Source organism: Marinobacter guineae, from assembly GCF_002744735.1.
Taxonomy (GTDB): domain Bacteria; phylum Pseudomonadota; class Gammaproteobacteria; order Pseudomonadales; family Oleiphilaceae; genus Marinobacter; species Marinobacter guineae.
Map to the genome: position 1 here is coordinate 1,258,402 of NZ_KZ319339.1, position 19,423 is coordinate 1,277,824.

A 19,423-nucleotide genomic window follows, 5' to 3' on the forward strand; every position below is an offset into this window, starting at 1 on the left:
CAACCGGAGAACAAACCGGGTCATTCTTCAGAGGGCTCCTCGGTGAATGCACTGAGGTGAAACGCCTTGGCTTCCTCCACTGCCTCCAAACCACATTCTTTGGCCTCCGGGACTGCGCCGCCAGCCAGAACTTCGAGAACAGAGCGCACGCCATGAGACAGCGACTCCGTGTTATACCCGCCCTCCAGAACAAAGGCCAGCCGCCCCCCACACAGCCGATCTGCCAACGACTGCACAATGCCCGTCATGGCGCCAAAACCCTCGAAGGAAACATTCATCGCAAGATCATACCAATGCGTGTCGAAGCCTGCGGATACCAGAATCAGGTCCGGCTTGAAGTACTCTGCGGCCGGCACAAGGATCTCGTTGAAAGCCTTGAGGTAAGCGACATCACCGGCACCGCCCGGCATGGGCACGTTCACTGTGGCGCCCTCGCCGAGCCCGGCCCCCACATCCTGCAGACTGCCGCTGCCCGGATAAAACGGTGAGGCCCGATGGATATCGAAAAACATCACATGAGGATCTGCCCAGAAGATGTCCTGGGTGCCATTGCCGTGGTGGGCGTCCCAATCCACAATCAACACTCTCTTGCAATCAAGTTCGGCCAGAGCATGGGCGGCAGCAACGGCAACGTTGTTCAACAGGCAAAAGCCTCTGGCACGGACCGGTTCCGCATGGTGCCCGGGGGGCCGAACTAACGCAAAGGCACTCCGGGTGCTGCCGGAAACCACAGCCTCCACAGCGGCAATAGCGGTACCCGCAGCCACCTCAGCAGCCTCAATGCTGCCGGGGGAAACCGCTGTGGTATCCACATCCAGCCAGGCATTCTTGTTGCGCAGGAGAAATAGATCATCCAGGAAAGACGTGGTGTGGACGCGGGCAAGCTGCTCCCGGGTGGCGACCTTGCCCGTGGCGAACCGGACGCCCTCAACCGGCTCGCGCTTCAGTAAATCCAGAATCGCATGAATGCGCCCGGGGTGTTCAGGGTATTTCCACTGAACAGTCAAACCCGCAAGGATCGTACGAACCCGTTTGTCCAGGCGGCCTGGAAGAAAGGCCGCATTCACATCGGGGGCGTGATTGAGTACCCGTTCATCGTAAAATACGGTGACATCTCTTCTCTCAGTCACAGCAAGCTCCATATGCTTTTAATCAGAAGGCGTGCAGACTCCCTTATCTCGGAGCCGTGCCACTGCCACAAGCATAGTCAAAGAAGCAGGTACCTGATAGTTGGAGCGCCCATATTACCGCAGGCTCTGGAACGCGCCTTTGACATGGGATGCAAGGGCATCATTGAGCGGATTGGAGCCCCGGCGCACAAGTGCCAGCTGGTACATTCCAATCTCCGGTAAATTATCGCTGGCAATCTCTTTCAGAGGCGAGCGCACCAGGCTCTGGGGGAACGGTGCCACAGCCAGATCCGCCAGCATGGCGGCTTCCTGACCGGAGCAATGCTCACAGGTATAGGCAATTCGATAAGGCACCCCGGCTTTATCGAGCGCCCGCAGTGTCATCCGGCGCCAGGCGCAGCCTTCGTGTGCCATAGCAATCGGCAGCGGGGTACGCAAGAACGCCGAAGAGCCCTCCCGACCGGCCCAGACCAACGGTTCTTCATGGACGACCTCGCCTCGATCGGGCCCTCTCTCGTCGGCCACTGTAACCAGGGTCATATCCAGCTCCCCGGCGTCCAGTCGGGCCAGGTTCTGTTTACTCGAGCCAACAACAACATCCACCAGCACCGCCGGGTAGGATCTCGCAAACTGCGCAAGCACCTCCGGAAGAATCCGGGTGCCAACATCATCCGAGGTTCCGATACCCACCTTGCCCTCCAGCGTAGGGGCGATGAAATGCTGCACGGCCTCCTCATTCAAACGCAACAACCGGCGACTGTAATCGAGCAACACCTCACCTTCGGTGGTTAAAGTGACTTGCCGGGGCTGCCTTATAAACAATGTTTTACCGAGGTTATGTTCCAGCTGTTTGATTTGCATGCTCAATGCTGACGGCGTCCGATGCACCAGCTTTGCCGCACCGGTAAACGTGCCACACTCAGCAATGGCAACAAAGCTTCGGAGCACATCGTTATCAAGCAACGGTATCTTCACGGGGCAGCAACTCCTGGCCGGCTTATATAAACACTGACTTAAGCATAATTGAACGAATAGTTAAATTCTTTTCGTTTGATTGAAGCCATTGTAACCCGCATCCTATGGGCCTTGGGCAAGCTTGAGCGATTAGAACGAAGTCTCCAAGCGAAGTGCTGCAAGCCATTCACCAACATCCAGGGGCGTAAACATGTTGAAGATTGCGGACCATCAATCAACCGCCGCCATGCAGCCAATAACGTCCTGGATGCAGAGTTATTCCAGGCGTCAGCAATTCCGCCGGATGGCTCAGTCGCTGCTGAAGGAACGAGACGATACGCTTTCGGATCTGGGCTATGACCGGCACGATCTGGAAGGCGCACTGCATCTGCCAATTCGAAAAGACGCACTGCAATACATTGAGGCGCGCCGATCGACAAGGGCACATGAGGGCCGCCGGCGCAGGCTACCTGCCTAACCGGCTAATTCTGAGAATCGCACCAATTTGAATTCGCCTGCCAGCACATCGGCCAAATGCCGAATGTGCTCAGGCGTAATCTCACAGCAACCACCAACGACACTGGCACCATCGTCTAACCACCGCTTTACCTGCGCAGCATAAGCCTTTGGGGAAATGTCCGGTCTTGCTTCCAGTTCATCCACTGAACCTCCGCCGGCCATGGGCTCAACCGTTTTGAACGCGTTGGCATAGCCCCCGACGCACGGGAACAGTTTCGCAAGCTCTGGCATGGTATGTGTCAGCACTTCGGGATCGCAGCAATTCAACATGACGGCTGTTGGCATGAAAGGCTCAACGGCAGCGACTGCTTGCGCGAGGGTTTCTCCAGACCGGAGCTTGCCGTCAGTCTCTAGCCGGAAAGCCACACCGAACGGTTTGCCCTGTTCAATTGCGGCCGCACATGCAGCTCTCGCCTCCAGAATGTTGGTCATGGTTTCAATGAGGAAGACATCCGCCCGGGATTGCAGCATGGCCAACGTGGCATATTCCGCCTTCAGATCGTCAAAGGAACGGGCGGGCTGGCCTCGATAACTGCCAACCAGGGGTGGCAGGCAACCGGCGATATCAACGTCCGCACCAGTCATATCGATGGCGCGCTCCAAAATCTCAAACGCCGCCTGGTGAATCGCTTCTATCTCATCGTCAAGGCCTTCTCTGGCCAAACGAGTCGGAGTGGCCGCGTAGGTGTTCAATGTCAGTGTTCGCGCCCCTGCCCGGATAAAATCCACATGCACGTCAATGACAACCTCGGGCTGTTCCCGCATCACTGCCACTGACCAGAGCGGCGAACTGACATTCATGGCCCTGCGATAGATTTCCTGGCCCAGGCCACCATCAAGAAGTGCAACAGGTTTCATAGAATCCTCGTCAATCTCAGCCTGGCATCAGCCAGAGTCCTGCCTCGATCAGCCAAAATAGTCCTGCATCCAGTCAAACAGCGTGCTGGCTGTCATGTCGCCAAGGGCCAACTGCTGGAAATCATTACCCACTTCATCCTCTATAGTCACAAACTGGTAAAGAAGAGTGCCGGGCTGCTCGTCGTGAAGAATAAGCGTGATACGCCGGCGGGTGCGAAGGCAGTCAATAGTCATCACATCAGCTGGTATACCGGCATCACGCATGCCTTGGCGAACCTCCACAACCGGATTGATGTGCTGGTGGGCGGCCTGAATGCGGGCGTGGGCATCGCTGGCAAGGTTAGACAGGGTCTTGAGAGGATCTTCAGGCATTGGGACCGGCTCGCTCTTAGGCTGTGTGATTGGCGATGATTACCATGGTAGCCCAATCGTGGGCGACCATGAAAAGACTGCCCTTTACATTTCTGATGAGATCATCACTACCAACGGCTCCGAGCAGGCGATTTCCCTCCTTGCGAATGTTTTCGGCCTGTTCAACCTGCAGAATCGAAGTACTCAGCAAGCTCGTCTACAAGAAAATCAAACACGGTCCGAACCCTGAGGTTCATTCTGAGTTCCCTGTGAGCGACGAGCCAGACATCACCGGTAAAGACATGGCCCGGGAAAACCCTCTCAATACCGGGCTCGGCGTCCCCCAACTCTATCGGGACCATCCCGATTCCCATACCCGCCCTGGTCATCTCCCAGTGCACGAGATGGCTATCAGTTCTGGCGGTGAAACTTGCCTCTGTCAGCTTTAACCCTTGGGCGGCTAATGCACCCATGTAGGCTTCATTGTTTGAAACAAACCCGATAAACCGGGCCTCGCTGAGATGCTCCTGGACCGGTCGCGGGATTGACGCCAGTAAATCGGAATCCGCATACAGGGTTGCCTCAAAGGTTCCGACCTTGCGCGCAATAAGGTCCGGTTCCGATGGCCGGAAATTTCGGACTGCAATGTCGGCGGCACGACGTCGAAGGTCGCTGGCTTCGTTAGAGGCGACCAGGCTGACTCGAATGCCCGGATATCTGCGTTGGAGTTTTTTAAGAATAGGAGGCAGAGCGAAAGCGGCGGTAATCTCAGAGGCTGATACAGTGATATCGCCCTCGATGGAAGTGGCGCGGCCGGTGGCGGCAAGCGAGAAACTGCTCGCGGCCTCGCCCATTGCCTGAACATAGCAAAGCAATTCCAGACCATTCTGTGTTAACTCCAACCCCCGACCTCCACGTTCGAAAAGGGCTGTGGACAGCTCCTCTTCCAACGCCGAGACCTGCCTGCTCAGGGTCGGCTGAGAAATCCCCAGCGCCTTTGCAGCAGCAGATAAAGAACCTTCCTCGGCAGTCACAAGGAATGCCCGCGCTCGGTTCCAGTCGAATTTAACAGATCGCCAATTCATTCATTTATGCATATCATGGATGCGGATATGGCGATACTACCAACAGAATTGCAGAGATAGAATGGCCTCTAGTGAATTAAAGCAGCCAGCACAGAGGTAATCCCATGAGTTCGTCTGTCAATTTCTGGAACCGTAGCGCTGCGCGTTACGCCAGACGCCCAATCGCGGACCAGAACGCCTATTTGAAGAAGATCGACCTCACCCAAAATTACTTTCATTCAGAAATGGATGTCCTGGAGTTCGGTTGCGGTACCGGCTCGACAGCACTGATCCACGCACCCAAAGTCCGGAGCTATCTCGCAACCGACGCTTCTGCGCGGATGATTGAGATTGCCCGGGAAAGATTGGCAAAAAAACACGCTGACAATCTCACTTTCCAGGTTGCCTCCATTGATGACTTGCAACAACGGCAGCAGACATTCGACGCCGTATTGGGTTTAAACATCCTGCACCTCCTCCGCGACCCAAAATCTGCCATCGAGAAGGTCTTCGGCATGCTAAAACCCGGCGGTGTGTTTATCAGCAACACCGCTTGCCTGCAGGATACCCGGGCACACTTGAAACCCGTCGCTCTGGTCGCGAGCCTGCTACGGGTCGCACCCTACGTGAAGTTTCTATCCCGAAAGGAACTGGAAACCAATCTTGAGAGTGTGGGATTCCAGATCCAGTACCGCTGGGTACCAGAGAACTCCAGAGACGTATATTTTCTGATCGCCACTAAACCAACCTAAAATCGAGCCATCAGAAAAAAGGGTGGTTGCAACCAATGAAAGGAACTCTGCTTATACTGATGTTTTTTGCAGTTACTACTGGATGCAGCAACAGAGCAGTCTATGACAACGTGCGCATCCACCAACGTAACGAGTGCGCAAATGAACCGCCTTCGACCTACTTTGAATGTATTGAACGTGCGCACAAGTCGTATGAGGAATACGAACGAGAAAGAAAAGAGGTGTTGGAAAAGGCGGAATCTGATGTCAAGCTTCCATAGACTATCAGAATGTTGCGCACATCTGCGCATTACAGGGAATAATCTAATGGCAAGCTCAAAACTAATCGGTATCGTCCTACTCGTAGTGGGCATCGCCCTACTCTACTTTGGATACCAATCAACACAGTCCCTCGGCGACCAGTTGACCGAGACAGTCACCGGCCGCTTTACAGATAACACCATGTGGTACCTGATTGGCGGTGCTGCCGCAGTTGCAGCCGGTGCTTTTCTGGCATTTTTCAGAAAATAAAGTGGCTCCGCCCTTCCGACAGGGCAATGCTAGTCTCGGCGTCGCCTGGGCCTGACCAGATACCAACTGGCCAGGACCAGCGCCCCAAACACCGTATAGACCAGAATAAATACCCAGTCCGGTGCGCTGTAATACAGGATGGATTGCAGCCAGTGCTGGATGAATGATCCCTCGTAGCCTGCTTCACCCGCCTTCGCGCGAAGCGCCATCTCCCAAGCTGTTAACGGGCAAAGCACGCCCAGCCAGGATTGAAGAACGACGATACCGATAACACTCAGGTGGCTTAGCCGGAACCAGAAATTGCGCACCCACTGCCATCCAAGGAAGTGACCAACGAAAGTTGCCACCAATCCCAGAATAACGAAAGCCACCAGCATCGTGTGCAAGACCAGCAACAGGTCCGCGAATACCAGGAACCACCGCATTTCCATCGTCACCCCCCGTATTCTGCCCCCTTGCTGACAGAGCTACCCGAGCTTCGCGAAAAACAAGCGTGCACTCTCGTTGGCGGGAAAGATCATCTCAACCCTCAACTCGGACAGAAACACATCGTTCACCGGACCAAAGCGTGCAATCATCGTGGTGGTTTCGAGGATTTCATCACCCATGTTCAGGCGCGTGCGAATGGAAGGGCTGTCTGGCAGACTTTCCGGCTTCGGTATTTCGCGTAACAGTTCCTGAATTTCCAGAATCAGTGCTTGCATTCGCTCATCCCCCTGATAACGGGAAGCATCACTCAACAGGTGCTCATAAGCTGCCCACGCCACTTCATCCCAGTTGTCTACCACTGCTTTCCATTTGGGCGAGGAGAGATACGCCTGATACAGGTTAACCGGTTCGTCAGCTTTCAGTTCCGGGAACATCATGAACGCCGTCGCGTTGCCATCCACCACATCGCCCCAACGATTTAGCACCAGAGCAGGGTATGGCTGGTGGTTGGTGATCAGTTCACGAATGGCCGCCCGATACACCTCCAGCTGATCACTCTCGTAGTCTTCCTCAAAATAGGCGGCCGGCAACCCGGCCGCCATCAACAGCTCGTTACGTTCCCGTAGGGGAATATCGAGCGTCTCCGCCAACCGCAGTACCAGATCCCGCTTTGGTCGTGAACGGCCAGTTTCGATAAACGACAAGTGGCGCGGCGAAAGCTCTGCCTCCACCGCCAACTCAAGCTGGCTCAATCTTTTCTGGTTTCTCCAGAACCGCAGCTTATGGCCAAAAGCACTGTGTTCTGTGATCTCGCTGCCCTGGTCTATCGACCTATTTTCAACGGTCATTTATCCGCCCTTTACCTTTTCGGGAAGTGCGCCAGAAATCTCATCGGCGCATGCTCATACTCAGAGCATAACCAATTCTGAACATCAACGTGCAGAGGCAATCCACAATGCATATTTTCCGAATCGCGCCCGTTTTATTTCTCGCATTCACAAGCTTCACGCTCTGGGTGCTGGCTACCTCGGAGCAGAATTTCTGGCTATGGTTTCTAAGCCTGTTTACCGAGAGGGAATCACTTCAGGTCGTTCTGGATCTGGGAATTGCCCTGTTGCTGCTTATGTATCTGCTGTACCGGGATCATGTTGCCCGGGGCGGCAGCGCCAAAAGCTTTATCCCCTTTCTGGTTGCCCTGCCGTTGCTCGGCGTCATCTCGCCACTGGCCTATCTCACAGCCAGAGCACTGAAGCCAGACTGGATGCTCATGACAAGCGATGGTCGGTCCCTTACCGAACGCTAGACGGCAAGGCCCGTTTCAGAGCCGGACCGAAGCCCTTCATGGGCTTCCTGGACACCACTGCTCGAAATTCAAAGCCGCCACCGCATTGAATGGTTCTGCCTGAGCCCCCCTTCCCCATCCCAATCGTCCCAACCGGCAAGCGGAATCGGGGGCTCGCAGGAAAGCGTGGGTATCCGCTCCGCCCCGGCGGTTTTGTTCTGCGCCAGTCGCTTTCTGAACGCGCCCTCGCCCTGATACCTAATACCGCCGCCTTGCACGCCATAGCTAACCTGGGGCGCCAGCACATCGAAACCTACGTAATAGAGCGAAGCGTGCATCGGCCATAACCAGTGCACCATATTCCCAGCTCGACCGAAGGGCATGAACGCCTGTTCAGGGGGAGCCTGCAGTCACAGAGCATATCGCCGTCTTGCCCTGAAAATGGCCCCGGTTGTAACGCCGGCTGCCGGAATCAAGCCCGCCATATACAAGCACCCGGTCAAACCAGCCCTTCAATATTGCAGGCTGGGCATGCAAACGGCGGTGCGCCATGGGCCGGGCTTGGCGGTGCTGCCCTGTTATCTCGGGGATTCAGACCCCGAACTCATGCGGTTGACAGACCCCTTGCCGGAACTGGCCTTTCCGCTCTGGCCGCTCACCCACCCGGATCTGAGACGCGTCAGCCGGATCAGGGTATTCACGCAAGACATTGGAGAGTACATTCGACAAAGACTTGGATGAGAGGAAGCGACCTATGAGCCACACATCAGCTCCCGCCAGACTCGGATTTCTCTACCCAGGCCATGCGGCCGAGGATGATTATCCACTGCTCGGTTCCATGGTAGAGCCACCAGCCCAGGTCACTCTCGTCCACACCGAGTTTCTGGAAGACGCCCACACCGTTGAGGCCCTCAGTGAAATGGGCAGTGTCAGCCGACTTTCGAAAGGCGCGGAAGCCCTTGCCGGCTCAGCGATTGAATCGGTAATGTGGACCTCCACCAGTGCCAGTTTCGTACTTGGCCTGGATGGCATCCGCCAACAGATCGACACTCTTGAGAAACTCCTCCGTGTGCCCGCGTCCACAACGGCCATGGCGTTCGCCAGAGCAGTCAAAGCGATTGATGCGGGAAAGGTAGCCATTGCCGCCACCTATCCCGAGGATGTCGCACAGCGATTCCGGGAATTCCTCAACCATTTCGATATTGAGGTAGTGCATCTTGCAAGCCGCGGAATCGAAACGGCTGCGGAGGTGAGCACGCTGGAGAAGGACGAGGTCATCAACTTTGCACTGGCCAACACCCGCAACCATGCCGACGCACTGCTCATTCCCGACACCGCCCTCCACTCTGTGGCATGGCTGACCGATCTCGAGAAGGCGACCGGGAAGCCGGTGCTGACGGCCAACCAGGTGAGTTTCTGGGAAGCTCTGCGCCTATGCGGAAAACTGACGCCCCAGTCCGGACTGGGCAGGCTGTTTGAATCGGTGCCGTGAACAGTATGGCTGAACTCGCCGGCGGGCTGATAACAGACGCATCCATTCCCTATGGCGCCCGGTGGATTCCTTAACAGCAACACGGATTCGTCCACGGCGGCGTGGTCAGCTACCTGGCAGACAACGCGCTCACCTACGCCGGTGGCTCGGTTCTGGGTGATTCGGTTAGATCCGAGTACAAGATCAATTACCTCAGGCCGACCATTGGAGAAATACTGATCGCAAAGGCGTCCGTGATATCGGCCGGCAAACGGCAGGCCGTCTGCCAATGCCAGGTTATTGCCATCGCCGAGGGTGAAGAACGGATGGTAGCTGTTGCTCAGGGCACGATTACCAAGGCAGGGGATTCCCGAGATGGGTTGGACTTTCCATTCGACCGGCGGAGAATCCGACCAACTTGGGGCCTGAGTGGACAATTCTCACTAAACCAGTATTGAAGAATACACTCACAACTCACAAACTACCCAAGAGGTCCTTGATGTCCGACGCCTCGAATGCCAATCTTCTTGAGGTTTACTCGAACCCTTCAGAAAGCAGCACCACAAGAGAATCCGCCATGACTTTGCACCTGGAACTCGCTCCTCTCATCAGCCTCGGCGCCGGCATCGGCATCCTGGTTTTTCCCAAATTGCTTAACTACATTGTCGCCGGTTACCTGATTGTTCTGGGAGTACTCGGCTTATTGGGGCACTCCTTTTAAATCGCGGCGAGGAACATTTCCCAGGTCTGACGAAGGAACCCTCAATGCCCTGAAAACCGCCTTCACATTCATACCCCAGCCAGGGTTGGGTCAGGCGCTCGCCCATTAGAAAATGAGCGTCAACCCACCCGTAATCACGGCAAACAGAACGGACAACCAGATCAGGGTCACCCAGGGAAAGGGTGGCGGAGGCGGCTCGACCGCGAGCTGCTCTTCCAGATAGTTTTTCAGCAACCGGGTGTTGCGGGTGTTGGCCTTGTAGATGGCGTCAAAGGCATCGCCTACAACCGGCAACAGACCACCGACGAAATCGATCCCCATATTGCGCAGCATACGCAGCTTCACATCCTTGCTGGCGCCCGCTCGCTGAGCCTCGAGCAGAACATAGCCAGACAACACCAGGCCGGCCATGTCGCCCACCACCGGTACCAGGCCGATAATTGCCTCCATACCAATCCTGAATCGGGTAAAGGGTATGCCGATGCTGCTGTCGGTATATCGGCTGAACTTCTCCAGCCGCTCGAGGATCGCCCTTTGTTGGGCTTGGGTAGGTTTCGCCATTACATCTCCAGAAAACTCACACTGTTCCGATATCCAATGTTATTCCCCTGTAGCTGCCGGGGGCTCGGGAAACTAGCCAAGCTTTTCCAGGTAATCGAATACCGCTGCAAAGTCCTCGCGTCCGTGCCCGGCACTATTAGCCTGACCAAAGATAGATTTGGCCACACCTGCCAGAAACAGCGGCTGCTTTTTTTCGTAGGCGGTCACATCCAAAAGCTGCAAATCCTTGAGCATCAGTTCCAACGGAAACTGGGCTTCGTAGTCGCCCGCCTTTATGAGTCCGGCCTTACCCTTCAGGAAGGGCGCGGTAACCGGCAGGTTTGGCAGGGTGTCCATTAAGAAATCCCTGCTGAAGCCAAGCTTCTCACCCAGCAATGCGGTTTCGGAGTACACCAGCATGTTCTGGGCGAGCAAGGCATTGACCAGCATTTTGAAGCCACTGCCCTGCCCGGCAGGACCAACATGCAGAATTTTCTGGCCCATTTGCTCGAGCAATGGCCGAACTTGCTCAATATCGACCGATTCACCCCCGAGCAGGAACGTCAGCTCACCCGTTTCTGCCGGCATTTTGGTACCCGCCACGGGAGCATCCAGAAAGCGTACCCCCCTGGCGCGAGACCGTTCATCGCACTCGCGAGTGTATGAAGGATTCACGGTTGAGCAATTGATCCAGAGTGCGCCTTCGTCCATCGCACCGACAAAGCCGTCATCACCAAAGGCGACCTTTTCCACCACCTCCGGGGCACTGAGCATGGTGAATACCACCTCGGCATCAGCCACCGCGTCCCGGGCGGAATCAGCAGTCCGGGCGCCGGCATTTTTGAGTGGGGCCATTGCCTCGGGAGACCGGTTGAAAACCGTTAGTTTGATTCCGTTATGATTGAGCAGATTGTTCGCCATGCGACTGCCCATGATGCCAAGACCGATAAATGCGACGTTCATACAATTCTCCGTTGTAGTTCCAAAAGACCTGATCCGGATTAAAAAGACTCAAAAAATGTCTGAAAATCCCGCTCCACACACTCCGCATAGTGGTTAGCAATGGCTCCCACCAGCGTGACAAACTCGCTCTCCCGGCCTTTGGTCAGCTGCTTCAGGGAATCCTCGAACAGGAACGGCTCGTTTGGGTTGAGCGAACGACTGGCACGCTTGTGCTCGGTCGCCAATACCTCTCCCCAGGCAGCCGCCATCTTGCGCAAGTGTTTCTTCTTCACAAGTTTGTCGGTGGGAAAGTCGTCCTTGAACGGCGACCGCTCTCTCACCGAGAACACTGCTCCATCAAATTCCAGCCAGCCAAGGTAGCGGTCCGGGTGTTCCGCCAGGGCCCGGAAGGCGGCCGCATGGCGGGAGACAGGCGTTTGAGCTTCGGATTGGTGGCGTCGAAAACACGCTTGCCATTCTTCTGCAGCCGGGTCCACTTATCCAGCATGCGTTTGCGGCCTTTCTTCTTGCCGACCTTCTCCAGGAACTTCTTCAGCGGCTTGCCAGCCGTATCCGCAGTGAAATGGACTTCCTGCCCCAGGTCGTCCTTATGGTAACGGGTCGCTGTCTCGAGATAGCCTTCCACCAGTGCCTCCAGGGCTTTGGTGCCGGCGGAATCATCAAAGACGCCATTGGCCCGGGTGTCCAGCACCAGGCTAACGGCCAGGCGCCACAGGTCGTATTGGTAGTCGGACACCACGGCGTCATCAAAGTCATCCAGACCGTAGATCACGTTGCCGTCATGGTTGGCAAATGCCCCGAAGTTGTACACATGGGCATCGCCCTGTATCCAGGTCTGAGTTCCGGACACCCCGCCAAACAGCGCAAACCGCCAGTCGTTGTACATATCCTGCCAGAACAGGTGGCTGGTGCCCCGGAAGAACCGATAAGCAGACTCGGACATAGCAGCAAACTTCTTTTTCCGGGCGGCGGCATTCAGGTCTGCATTGTGTTCGGCAATCGCCTGGATAACCTGCTGGTCGCGGTTATGGAGCGTCAGGTCTTTGATCATGTTCGGCTCTCTTTGCTCGATTGCAGGAGTTAGAGGATCAGCCTAACACGGAGACTGGAACGTCACAGGATTGGAGCAACCCAGAATTAAAGCCGCCTTCCCATTGACGAGCCACCACAGCTCTGCGGCTGATTATGCGGACCTAAGCGGTGTTCGCTACCTGAAACGAACGATCGATGACCGGCTTCCTGACTGCTGTCATCATAACGATCCCCTTTTCCCGGTATTTTTCGGTTTTTTCTTTTCAAATGAAGTTACACCTTCACACCCTCATGTCGAATACTTTTACACCAAAAACTTCAATCAGCATCACAGCTATGCACTGTAGATTTACATGTACTCAAAATAGCGTCGATTACTTTTACATCACTGTTAAGCACGTCCTCCCCCCACATCGGGTTCCGTAATCGGACCACTCATAACTGGCTGTTATTTAGTTATTTCTAAAAGCCTGGCGCAAAGCCTGCTAGATCGGCCGTGCCAGCTGGGGGAATCTTCGTTTCCAAAGGCTGAGCAAAACCTCTACGAAGAAAAACTGGAGATTAAACATGAAGCTATCGGACCGCTTCTTACGTTCAACTTTGGCCCTGGTCATCGCCGGGCTTTCAACCGGCTCTGCGTTCGCTGCGCAAATTACCGACTGGAATCTGGACAATGTGGTTGTTTCGGGCCCCGACAGCGACGGGAATTACTTCAGCACGATCTACGACAAGGCTCCCGTGGATAGTTCAGCCAATACCAACGGCTATATCAAATACGATCTGGATGAGGGTGCGGAACCCGGACTCAAGGTCGTCAACGATGCTCCGGTTGGGGTTTCAGGCTCTCCGGTTGATAACTGCATCATGGCCGCTGGCAGCGCAACCTGTAACGGCGAGTTCCAGAGCGGCAAGCGATTCAAGCTCGACCAAACGGAAGTCGGCCCGATCGACCTGGTATTCGATTTGAGCGGCAATTCGTTAAATGAAGACAATGACGGGCTCTACAGGGTCTTCCAGAAGTACGGCAACAGCACAGGCGGCACCCTGGGCGGATTCAACATCGGCCTGGGATTCGGCATCGGAGACACGTTTGAGTACTCCAGCGAAGGCGACGGCTTAAGTTTCGTTGACTTCGGCGAGGAACCAAAGGGGAGCGAGTTCAGTTCACTCTTTGCCCAAGGGCTGTTTGGTGAGGACGAAGAGCGTGATCGCCTCCGGGGTTACTTCAGCGGTGAGCGCAGCGGCTTCGGCCTGGATCTGGTGAACGAGGACCTGTTCCAGACCACGGGTCTGTTTGGCGGCGAGTTTGGCTATGAGGCCCTGTTCGGTGACTGGATGTCCTATTCCATGGCACCCGATGGCTACTTCTATGACGATGACGGCGATCCCTCAACCGATGCTGTCCTGATGGCCCACTTCGATGCCGCCACAGGCAAATGGATCATGAACCGGGCGCTTGATGCCGATGGTAATATCCTGACCACCGCTGAAGGAAACGAAGGCGATCAGTATGACAGTATTGCTGACGTCGAGGACGCGTTGGCGGCACAGGCAAGTAATCTTGAGCTTGCGGCATGCCCTGACGAGGCTGTTCCCGGAACTGCCTGCCTGGCTGGCACCGACGCGATTGAAGACCTTGCCAAGTTCAACGTGAGCTACTTTATTGATCCCGTAAACCTGGACCTGTTTAGTAACCCATTCAACTTGGACCAGGACCTAGGTGGCCGGGAAACGTTCACCTTGCGCATTAGCGCTGTCAGATCGGTGGCAGTACCGGAACCCAGCACTCTTGCACTATTTGCAACGGGGCTGGTAGTCCTTCTGGGTCGGCGTCGCGCCGGCCGAAGCAAGGGCATCACTGCCTGAGAGCAAACGGTATCAGCTCTTCTTAACCGGGGCGCGCTTGCGACGTAGTCTGTCGCAAGCGCGCCCTTTACTAACCAGCGTTTCTGCCAACCGCTGGGTCTCACCCGACCGCGAGCGCCCCTGGAGCAAGAAAACAAGTCTGTCCCGGTTTTCTCGGCTATTTCGCCATGTGCCCCACATACGCGGCAGTAAAGGCAGTTTCCTGAAAGACCTTCAAGCCGGTCTCGGCAAACGGAATTGGCAACGGGTTTGCGGCCAGCGTGGACTTGATCAGCGCAGGCGGGAGCAACCTCACTTCCAACCCGGTATCGGGAATCAGCTGAATGGCCGCCTCCAGCTTGAAGCTGATGGCACCACCGGCAAACTTGCCTTTCGGCATCCGCTCCTTGATCGCAACGCTGCTCACCCCGTGCTTGGCCATCAATTCAGCAAATGCCGCCTGGAACTGTTTCAGGTCTTCCCGGGTGTGGTTTTTGGTTAGCGACAGCTTGCGCACCTTGCACTCCGGCAAGGTGAACTGCCCTCGATCCAGATTCAGTAAACACACCACGGCATCGCTGCCGGTCAGTTCCACTCCGCAAATAATCACAGCATTCCTCTCCTTTCCGTTATCGCCCTCAGCCACAGCACTTCTTGAATTTAACGCCACTGCCGCAGCTGCAAGGGTCATTGCGGGAGGGCAACGTCGCCGAGGTAACCGTCTCCCCTTTATTCAGGAGTGCGGTCAGTTCGGCGATGGATTCAACAGCGCCCTCGCGGGGATCAACCGTAATATTCGCGTGCAGTTTGGCCTTCGCCACCCGGGCTTCGATCTCTTGCTTGCGTGCGTCACTGGTAACCACCAGCGTTAGCGGGAACTTCTTGCTGCCACTCTTCTGACTGGCGTTGGTCTGGAAGCCGCCGTAAGCGGTGTGGTGCTGGCGCGCATCCTGCCGGCCTTTGAAGAAAAATTTATCTGACATACTGAAATCTCTGATGTGAGGAAGAGTACCCGGATGCTCAAAGAAACACTGGCTACCGCTGGGCGAGACGTTTTAGCATGCTAACGTAACTGGATATATAGGCAGAATCCTTATTTTGGTGATAACCCATGACTGAGCCACACAACCCACCCTTCCGTTTCCGATTACGCGTCCGCTATGGCGAATGCGACGCCCAGGGTGTTGTATTCAATGCCCGATACGCAGACTTCGTGGACATTGCCGTTAACGAGTACATCCGCACACTGTTTGGCGACTATCAGCACTTGCTGGACCAGGACCTGGATATTCAGGTAGTCAGTCTTACGGTGAACTGGAAGGCGCCGGCACAGTTTGATGATGTCCTGGAAGCCCGCATCAAAGCCGGTCGGTTGGGAAACACGTCTTTTACACTGCACCTGGAATTTTACCGACATGGAGATGACCGATTGATCGCCGATGCTGACATTACCTATGTTCTGATTCAGCCCTCGGTGATGGCCAAGACCGCGATTCCTGACAATATCCGGGAACAACTCTCACAAGGCGCCCCCGGGGTGCTGATCAGTCATGCGGGGGAAAGTGCTTAGAATTCCGCGAGAAATGTACCCCAGGGGCTCCGAAGATTGTCGGGGGACGGTGTCATAATGGCGCTCCTGTTCTTTTAGAAACCTGTAAGGGCTGAATATGATATTCGGAATCGCCTGGTTCGCAATGATGTGGTTTGGGCTGATCATGCTCGCGCTGATCGCTGCCGTGGTGTTCGTCCTGCGCCGGAGCCGCGATGCCGGGGATGACACCGAAGCGCCCACCCGCGAGCAACCCCACGAGCACCAAAGTGAGGCCCGCCAACAGGTGCTTGAAATGGTCAGGGGTATGCATACCGCCGCTGAAGGTCTCCATGGCCGGGCTCGTGTTGAGGCGTTGCGGAACTATATGGATAGCATGAGCGATGGTCTGGAGGTGATCTCGGAAATCCGTTCCCCTGCCGGCGGATCTCCCAGAGGCGAATGGGTCATTGCGCCCGGGGCAAAACCCGAGCGCCGGATTCTCTATATCCACGGCGGCTCCTGGATCGCCGGCAGCCCCAAAAGCCATCGCGCCATTACGGATCGGTTATCGCGGCTGGCCCAGGCCTGCGTCTTCGCTGTCGATTACCGGCTGATGCCGGAAAACCGCTACCTGGACGGCATAACCGACTGTCAGCGGGCTTATCGCTGGATACTGGACAATGGCCCTAAAGGAAAGGCTCAGGCCACCTTCGTGGTAGTTGCAGGAGATTCCGCCGGCGGCAGCCATGCCCTCGGACTCATCGCCTGGATAAGGGATCAGGGTCTGCAGCCACCGAACGCAGCGATTGCCTTGTCACCCTCCACCGAACTGATGCTGACCTCTCTGGGCAGCCGTGCCAACCTGAAAACCGATGCCATGCTCGGGCCAACGGTTAAAAAATTGTCCCGGGTACCGCTGCCATTGCTGTGGTGGGGAACCGTTCTGGGCATGCGGGTATTGCCCACCAGCCCGATGGCATCGCCCCTGCGCGGGAAATTACACGGTCTGCCACCAACACTGATTCATGTCAGCGAATCGGAAATGTTGCTGGAGAACGCCCAGCGGTACGCAGAGAAAGCGCGGGCTGCTGGTTCACCGGTGGAATTGGAAACCTGGCCTGACATGGTTCATGTGTGGCACCTGTTTACGCCACTGTTACCGGAGGCGGAAGAGGCGTTTGAGCATATCGGGGAATTTCTGTCGCGGGTGGAAGCGGATTCAACGTAAAAGGATCTCCGAACCGGTGGTCAACGTCAGTTTTCAACAGCCGGGCAAAGTCTTCCCTCCGCTCCCGCCAGGAGTCAGTCGAGAATTCGACCGACCCCTGGCGGATTCAAGTCAGCAACAGCTTATCAACGCACTTTTGAAAGGAATTTCTGCGTTAACGGATTTTGCGGATCGGTAATAACCTGTTTTGCCTCACCGATCTCAGCAATAACACCTTGATGAAAGTAAGCCACGCGATCAGATACATCACGGGCGAAGCCCATTTCATGTGTCACGCAGATCATGGTCATCCCCTCATCCGCCAACAGGCGCAACGTATCCAGAACCTCTCCCACCAACTCGGGATCAAGGGCGGATGTAACCTCATCAAAAAGCATGTAGTCGGGTTTCATGGCAAGGGCGCGGGCAATCGCCAGGCGCTGCTGCTGACCTCCGGACATTTTCGTTGGGTAAACATCGAATTTATCACCCAGGCCAACATGCTCGAGTTCCTTTTTAGCGATTTCAATCGCTTCGTCCTTGCTCATTTTTTTGACGATTCTGGGCGCAAGAGCCGCATTTTCGAGCACGGTCAGATGCGGAAAGGAGTTCCATTGCTGAAAGACCATACCCAGCTTCTGACGCAGTTTATCCTTATTCGTGTCTTTGCTATGGACATCAACATCATCCACGATGATCTTGCCCTTGTGGATTGCCTCTATGGCATTGATGCAGTACAGCAGGGTCGACTTACCACTGCCGGAGCCACCGATAATACTCAGCACTTCGCCATTGGCGACATCCAGACTGACGCCTTTTAGAACTTCAAGATCACCAAAGGATTTATGGACATTCTGGATACTAATCATATTGCCATTTTCCTCTCAACATACCGACCATATGAAGATAAGGGGTATGAAATAATAAAATAAAAGATACCGACACCGATCAGAATCTCCAGCGGTTGCTGGGTACGGGAGATGAGCTGTTCGGACGTGCGCAGCAGTTCCATATAACCAATCACAGAAACCAGGGCAGAGTCTTTGATCACACTCAGGGCAACACCAAGCCAGGAGGGGAAAACCGCCCGTAAACCGATGGGCAAGCGAATATGATAAATGGTTTGCCAATGGTTCATGCCCAATGACCGAGCTGCGGTCTGCATGGATACAGGTACGCTTTCGAAACCACTACGGAAGACTTCACTCATGAAGGCCATGGTGTATAACGAAAGCACGATGGAGCCAGCCACAAAGGGGTCTAGGGGGATTCCTGCCGCGCCCACAAAGGTTGAGAAAAGAACGAGCTGGATAATCAGCGGTACGCTTCTGAGTACATCCAGCAGCCCACCAAACAGCATGTTGACCAGCTTGTTGCTTTCAGCACGAATAAAACCGACGATCAAGCCCAGCACGGTTCCCAGCACAATGGCTAATACGGAGATGGTCACCGTATTCATGACACCGGTAAGAATAAAACCCGTATCGTTCCAGGACAGAGGCGTGAATAAGGAGTTCATCAGATTTCCCCCCTGAACAGTTTGCGGGAAAGAAGCGATGAACTGATCAGCACCAGTTTGGTGATGATGAAGTACATAACCGCTGCCACAATGAAAAACTCAAGCGTCCGGAATGACAGTGACTGCAGCCTCTGGGTCGTTCCCGAAAGCTCACTCATGCCAACCAGAATTCCCAGTGAACTCATCAGGATGGACCAGACAAACTGGTTGGTCATCGGGTGATAGATACGCCTGAGCATTTGCGGCAGGATAATGTATCGATACACTTGGATGCTGTTCATACCCAGAGATTTGGAAGCACTGTACTGGGTGCTGGGGATAGACTGGAATCCACCCCGGAAGGTTTCGGTCAGGTACCCTGCATTGATAAATACAAGGGCGCTCAGTACCGCAACATAGGGGCTTAAATGAATGCCAAAAGCACCCAGCCCGAAATAAGCCATATAGATCTGAAAAAGGGCCGGAGTGTTCCTGGCTGTCTCCACCCATGCCGTCGCAACATAACAGAAGGGCTTGCTGTTGTTCATCTTGGCAATCGCCAACAGTATTGCAATCACAATACCAAGGAGCATGGCGAGCACGGACACGTGCAGGGTTACGAAGGCTCCATTCAGCAACTCAGGCATTTTCTGGAACACGACGTTCCAGTGAAATTCATAAGTCATACCTTGGCCACTTTCTGTGGTTTAAGAGGGCTCTGATGAGCGCCTGGTCCAGGCACTGGTCAGAGTTCGAAGCACTTCCA

Annotated in this window: 27 protein-coding genes and 1 pseudogene; 10 read left to right on the forward strand and 18 right to left on the reverse strand. The window is 55.1% G+C overall.

What is annotated here, in order from left to right; genetic code table 11:
- Window positions 1–20 precede the first annotated feature (20 nt).
- Window positions 21–1,130 carry a histone deacetylase family protein gene (locus tag CLH62_RS05735; RefSeq protein WP_211285649.1) on the reverse strand — a complete coding sequence of 370 codons (1,110 nt, stop codon included), beginning with the start codon at window positions 1,128–1,130 and terminating at the stop codon, window positions 21–23.
- Window positions 1,131–1,244: 114 nt separating this feature from the next.
- Window positions 1,245–2,105 carry a LysR substrate-binding domain-containing protein gene (locus tag CLH62_RS05740; protein ID WP_099617155.1) on the reverse strand — a complete coding sequence of 287 codons (861 nt, stop codon included), beginning with the start codon at window positions 2,103–2,105 and terminating at the stop codon, window positions 1,245–1,247.
- Window positions 2,106–2,295: 190 nt separating this feature from the next.
- Here CLH62_RS05740 and CLH62_RS05745 point away from each other — a divergent pair, with 190 nt between their 5' ends.
- Complete coding sequence (locus CLH62_RS05745) at window positions 2,296–2,562, forward strand: hypothetical protein (RefSeq protein ID WP_228152775.1); 267 nt, start codon at window positions 2,296–2,298, stop codon at window positions 2,560–2,562.
- Here the strand turns inward: CLH62_RS05745 and CLH62_RS05750 are convergent.
- The 3 genes from CLH62_RS05750 to CLH62_RS05760 form a co-directional block, all read right to left on the reverse strand.
- Window positions 2,559–3,461 (reverse strand): homocysteine S-methyltransferase family protein, encoded by a 903-nt coding sequence (locus CLH62_RS05750; RefSeq protein WP_099617156.1) that lies wholly within the window; start codon window positions 3,459–3,461, stop codon window positions 2,559–2,561. The two genes, CLH62_RS05745 and CLH62_RS05750, sit on opposite strands and share 4 nt — an antisense overlap.
- Window positions 3,462–3,509: 48 nt before the next feature.
- Window positions 3,510–3,833, reverse strand: coding sequence for a hypothetical protein (locus CLH62_RS05755; protein WP_099617157.1), 324 nt, complete (start codon window positions 3,831–3,833; stop codon window positions 3,510–3,512).
- Between the two features lie 161 nt (window positions 3,834–3,994).
- Window positions 3,995–4,897, reverse strand: coding sequence for a LysR family transcriptional regulator (locus CLH62_RS05760; RefSeq protein ID WP_099617158.1), 903 nt, complete (start codon window positions 4,895–4,897; stop codon window positions 3,995–3,997).
- Between the two features lie 104 nt (window positions 4,898–5,001).
- Between CLH62_RS05760 and CLH62_RS05765 the strand changes: the two genes are divergently transcribed.
- Window positions 5,002–5,628, forward strand: a complete 627-nt coding sequence (locus CLH62_RS05765) for a class I SAM-dependent methyltransferase (protein ID WP_099617159.1) — start codon at window positions 5,002–5,004, stop codon at window positions 5,626–5,628.
- Window positions 5,629–5,934: 306 nt separating this feature from the next.
- The gene (locus CLH62_RS05775; RefSeq protein ID WP_099617161.1) at window positions 5,935–6,138 is read left to right on the forward strand and encodes a DUF3185 family protein; all 204 of its coding nucleotides are present in this window, start codon (window positions 5,935–5,937) and stop codon (window positions 6,136–6,138) included.
- 29 nt (window positions 6,139–6,167) lie between these two features.
- Here the strand turns inward: CLH62_RS05775 and CLH62_RS05780 are convergent, their stop codons facing one another.
- Both CLH62_RS05780 and CLH62_RS05785 read right to left on the reverse strand, forming a co-directional pair.
- On the reverse strand, window positions 6,168–6,569 hold the full coding sequence (locus tag CLH62_RS05780) for a DUF2784 domain-containing protein (RefSeq protein ID WP_099617162.1): 402 nt from the start codon (window positions 6,567–6,569) through the stop codon (window positions 6,168–6,170).
- 36 nt (window positions 6,570–6,605) lie between these two features.
- Window positions 6,606–7,415, reverse strand: a complete 810-nt coding sequence (locus CLH62_RS05785) for a helix-turn-helix domain-containing protein (protein ID WP_099617163.1) — start codon at window positions 7,413–7,415, stop codon at window positions 6,606–6,608.
- A 107-nt stretch (window positions 7,416–7,522) separates the two neighbouring features.
- Here CLH62_RS05785 and CLH62_RS05790 point away from each other — a divergent pair, with 107 nt between their 5' ends.
- Window positions 7,523–7,870: a hypothetical protein gene (locus tag CLH62_RS05790; protein ID WP_099617164.1), complete on the forward strand. Its 348-nt coding sequence runs from the start codon at window positions 7,523–7,525 to the stop codon at window positions 7,868–7,870.
- Window positions 7,871–7,938: 68 nt separating this feature from the next.
- Here CLH62_RS05790 and CLH62_RS21210 read toward each other — a convergent pair whose 3' ends face one another.
- Both CLH62_RS21210 and CLH62_RS21625 read right to left on the reverse strand, forming a co-directional pair.
- On the reverse strand, window positions 7,939–8,208 hold the full coding sequence (locus CLH62_RS21210) for a hypothetical protein (RefSeq protein WP_211285653.1): 270 nt from the start codon (window positions 8,206–8,208) through the stop codon (window positions 7,939–7,941).
- Between the two features lie 34 nt (window positions 8,209–8,242).
- The gene (locus CLH62_RS21625) at window positions 8,243–8,401 is read right to left on the reverse strand and encodes an NAD(P)H-dependent oxidoreductase (RefSeq protein ID WP_211285655.1); all 159 of its coding nucleotides are present in this window, start codon (window positions 8,399–8,401) and stop codon (window positions 8,243–8,245) included.
- A 202-nt stretch (window positions 8,402–8,603) separates the two neighbouring features.
- Here CLH62_RS21625 and CLH62_RS05800 point away from each other — a divergent pair, with 202 nt between their 5' ends.
- From CLH62_RS05800 to CLH62_RS21340, 3 genes and pseudogenes are all read left to right on the forward strand, one after another.
- Window positions 8,604–9,341, forward strand: coding sequence for a maleate cis-trans isomerase family protein (locus CLH62_RS05800; protein ID WP_099617165.1), 738 nt, complete (start codon window positions 8,604–8,606; stop codon window positions 9,339–9,341).
- Between the two features lie 86 nt (window positions 9,342–9,427).
- Window positions 9,428–9,778, forward strand: a pseudogene (locus CLH62_RS05810) (PaaI family thioesterase); the annotation flags it as partial.
- A 41-nt stretch (window positions 9,779–9,819) separates the two neighbouring features.
- Entirely contained in the window at window positions 9,820–10,041 is a 222-nt protein-coding gene (locus tag CLH62_RS21340) for a DUF3096 domain-containing protein (protein ID WP_228152776.1), read from the forward strand.
- Between the two features lie 105 nt (window positions 10,042–10,146).
- Here CLH62_RS21340 and CLH62_RS05820 read toward each other — a convergent pair whose 3' ends face one another.
- The 4 genes from CLH62_RS05820 to CLH62_RS05830 form a co-directional block, all read right to left on the reverse strand.
- Window positions 10,147–10,602: a DUF4112 domain-containing protein gene (locus CLH62_RS05820; RefSeq protein WP_099617167.1), complete on the reverse strand. Its 456-nt coding sequence runs from the start codon at window positions 10,600–10,602 to the stop codon at window positions 10,147–10,149.
- Window positions 10,603–10,674: 72 nt separating this feature from the next.
- The gene (locus CLH62_RS05825) at window positions 10,675–11,544 is read right to left on the reverse strand and encodes an NAD(P)-dependent oxidoreductase (RefSeq protein WP_099617168.1); all 870 of its coding nucleotides are present in this window, start codon (window positions 11,542–11,544) and stop codon (window positions 10,675–10,677) included.
- 38 nt (window positions 11,545–11,582) lie between these two features.
- Window positions 11,583–11,924 carry a DUF2252 family protein gene (locus CLH62_RS21345; protein ID WP_228152802.1) on the reverse strand — a complete coding sequence of 114 codons (342 nt, stop codon included), beginning with the start codon at window positions 11,922–11,924 and terminating at the stop codon, window positions 11,583–11,585.
- Window positions 11,861–12,595 (reverse strand): DUF2252 family protein, encoded by a 735-nt coding sequence (locus CLH62_RS05830; protein WP_228152777.1) that lies wholly within the window; start codon window positions 12,593–12,595, stop codon window positions 11,861–11,863. The genes CLH62_RS21345 and CLH62_RS05830 overlap by 64 nt, the downstream gene beginning before the upstream one ends.
- 548 nt (window positions 12,596–13,143) lie before the next feature.
- Between CLH62_RS05830 and CLH62_RS05835 the strand changes: the two genes are divergently transcribed.
- A complete protein-coding gene (locus CLH62_RS05835; protein WP_099617169.1) occupies window positions 13,144–14,442 on the forward strand; it encodes a PEP-CTERM sorting domain-containing protein in 1,299 nt (432 codons plus the stop codon).
- Window positions 14,443–14,599: 157 nt separating this feature from the next.
- Here the strand turns inward: CLH62_RS05835 and CLH62_RS05840 are convergent, their stop codons facing one another.
- Together CLH62_RS05840 and CLH62_RS05845 are read right to left on the reverse strand one after the other, a co-directional pair.
- Window positions 14,600–15,031, reverse strand: coding sequence for a DUF3010 family protein (locus CLH62_RS05840; protein ID WP_099617638.1), 432 nt, complete (start codon window positions 15,029–15,031; stop codon window positions 14,600–14,602).
- Window positions 15,032–15,059: 28 nt separating this feature from the next.
- The gene (locus CLH62_RS05845) at window positions 15,060–15,404 is read right to left on the reverse strand and encodes a PBPRA1643 family SWIM/SEC-C metal-binding motif protein (RefSeq protein ID WP_099617170.1); all 345 of its coding nucleotides are present in this window, start codon (window positions 15,402–15,404) and stop codon (window positions 15,060–15,062) included.
- 128 nt (window positions 15,405–15,532) lie between these two features.
- Between CLH62_RS05845 and CLH62_RS05850 the strand changes: the two genes are divergently transcribed.
- Together CLH62_RS05850 and CLH62_RS05855 are read left to right on the forward strand one after the other, a co-directional pair.
- Entirely contained in the window at window positions 15,533–15,991 is a 459-nt protein-coding gene (locus tag CLH62_RS05850) for an acyl-CoA thioesterase (RefSeq protein ID WP_099617171.1), read from the forward strand.
- 97 nt (window positions 15,992–16,088) lie between these two features.
- Window positions 16,089–17,180: an alpha/beta hydrolase gene (locus CLH62_RS05855; protein WP_099617172.1), complete on the forward strand. Its 1,092-nt coding sequence runs from the start codon at window positions 16,089–16,091 to the stop codon at window positions 17,178–17,180.
- Between the two features lie 125 nt (window positions 17,181–17,305).
- Here the strand turns inward: CLH62_RS05855 and CLH62_RS05860 are convergent, their stop codons facing one another.
- The 3 genes from CLH62_RS05860 to CLH62_RS05870 are packed head-to-tail and all read right to left on the reverse strand — an operon-like array spanning window position 17,306 to window position 19,343.
- Window positions 17,306–18,028 carry an amino acid ABC transporter ATP-binding protein gene (locus CLH62_RS05860; RefSeq protein ID WP_099617173.1) on the reverse strand — a complete coding sequence of 241 codons (723 nt, stop codon included), beginning with the start codon at window positions 18,026–18,028 and terminating at the stop codon, window positions 17,306–17,308.
- Window positions 18,025–18,678: an amino acid ABC transporter permease gene (locus CLH62_RS05865; protein WP_099617174.1), complete on the reverse strand. Its 654-nt coding sequence runs from the start codon at window positions 18,676–18,678 to the stop codon at window positions 18,025–18,027. The genes CLH62_RS05860 and CLH62_RS05865 overlap by 4 nt, the downstream gene beginning before the upstream one ends.
- Window positions 18,678–19,343 carry an amino acid ABC transporter permease gene (locus CLH62_RS05870; RefSeq protein WP_099617175.1) on the reverse strand — a complete coding sequence of 222 codons (666 nt, stop codon included), beginning with the start codon at window positions 19,341–19,343 and terminating at the stop codon, window positions 18,678–18,680. Before CLH62_RS05870 ends, CLH62_RS05865 begins: the two co-directional genes overlap by 1 nt.
- Window positions 19,344–19,423 lie beyond the last annotated feature (80 nt).

Coding starts and splice junctions, on each gene's coding strand:
- CLH62_RS05745 (WP_228152775.1), top strand. CDS start 2,296: ATGTTGAAGATTGCGGACCATCAATCAACCGCCGCCATGCAGCCAATA.
- CLH62_RS05750 (WP_099617156.1), bottom strand. CDS start 3,461: ATGAAACCTGTTGCACTTCTTGATGGTGGCCTGGGCCAGGAAATCTAT.
- CLH62_RS05755 (WP_099617157.1), bottom strand. CDS start 3,833: ATGCCTGAAGATCCTCTCAAGACCCTGTCTAACCTTGCCAGCGATGCC.
- CLH62_RS05760 (WP_099617158.1), bottom strand. CDS start 4,897: ATGAATTGGCGATCTGTTAAATTCGACTGGAACCGAGCGCGGGCATTC.
- CLH62_RS05765 (WP_099617159.1), top strand. CDS start 5,002: ATGAGTTCGTCTGTCAATTTCTGGAACCGTAGCGCTGCGCGTTACGCC.
- CLH62_RS05775 (WP_099617161.1), top strand. CDS start 5,935: ATGGCAAGCTCAAAACTAATCGGTATCGTCCTACTCGTAGTGGGCATC.
- CLH62_RS05780 (WP_099617162.1), bottom strand. CDS start 6,569: ATGGAAATGCGGTGGTTCCTGGTATTCGCGGACCTGTTGCTGGTCTTG.
- CLH62_RS05785 (WP_099617163.1), bottom strand. CDS start 7,415: ATGACCGTTGAAAATAGGTCGATAGACCAGGGCAGCGAGATCACAGAA.
- CLH62_RS05790 (WP_099617164.1), top strand. CDS start 7,523: ATGCATATTTTCCGAATCGCGCCCGTTTTATTTCTCGCATTCACAAGC.
- CLH62_RS21210 (WP_211285653.1), bottom strand. CDS start 8,208: ATGGTGCACTGGTTATGGCCGATGCACGCTTCGCTCTATTACGTAGGT.
- CLH62_RS21625 (WP_211285655.1), bottom strand. CDS start 8,401: ATGGCGCACCGCCGTTTGCATGCCCAGCCTGCAATATTGAAGGGCTGG.
- CLH62_RS05800 (WP_099617165.1), top strand. CDS start 8,604: ATGAGCCACACATCAGCTCCCGCCAGACTCGGATTTCTCTACCCAGGC.
- CLH62_RS21340 (WP_228152776.1), top strand. CDS start 9,820: ATGTCCGACGCCTCGAATGCCAATCTTCTTGAGGTTTACTCGAACCCT.
- CLH62_RS05820 (WP_099617167.1), bottom strand. CDS start 10,602: ATGGCGAAACCTACCCAAGCCCAACAAAGGGCGATCCTCGAGCGGCTG.
- CLH62_RS05825 (WP_099617168.1), bottom strand. CDS start 11,544: ATGAACGTCGCATTTATCGGTCTTGGCATCATGGGCAGTCGCATGGCG.
- CLH62_RS05830 (WP_228152777.1), bottom strand. CDS start 12,595: ATGATCAAAGACCTGACGCTCCATAACCGCGACCAGCAGGTTATCCAG.
- CLH62_RS05835 (WP_099617169.1), top strand. CDS start 13,144: ATGAAGCTATCGGACCGCTTCTTACGTTCAACTTTGGCCCTGGTCATC.
- CLH62_RS05845 (WP_099617170.1), bottom strand. CDS start 15,404: ATGTCAGATAAATTTTTCTTCAAAGGCCGGCAGGATGCGCGCCAGCAC.
- CLH62_RS05850 (WP_099617171.1), top strand. CDS start 15,533: ATGACTGAGCCACACAACCCACCCTTCCGTTTCCGATTACGCGTCCGC.
- CLH62_RS05855 (WP_099617172.1), top strand. CDS start 16,089: ATGATATTCGGAATCGCCTGGTTCGCAATGATGTGGTTTGGGCTGATC.
- CLH62_RS05860 (WP_099617173.1), bottom strand. CDS start 18,028: ATGATTAGTATCCAGAATGTCCATAAATCCTTTGGTGATCTTGAAGTT.
- CLH62_RS05865 (WP_099617174.1), bottom strand. CDS start 18,678: ATGAACTCCTTATTCACGCCTCTGTCCTGGAACGATACGGGTTTTATT.
- CLH62_RS05870 (WP_099617175.1), bottom strand. CDS start 19,343: ATGACTTATGAATTTCACTGGAACGTCGTGTTCCAGAAAATGCCTGAG.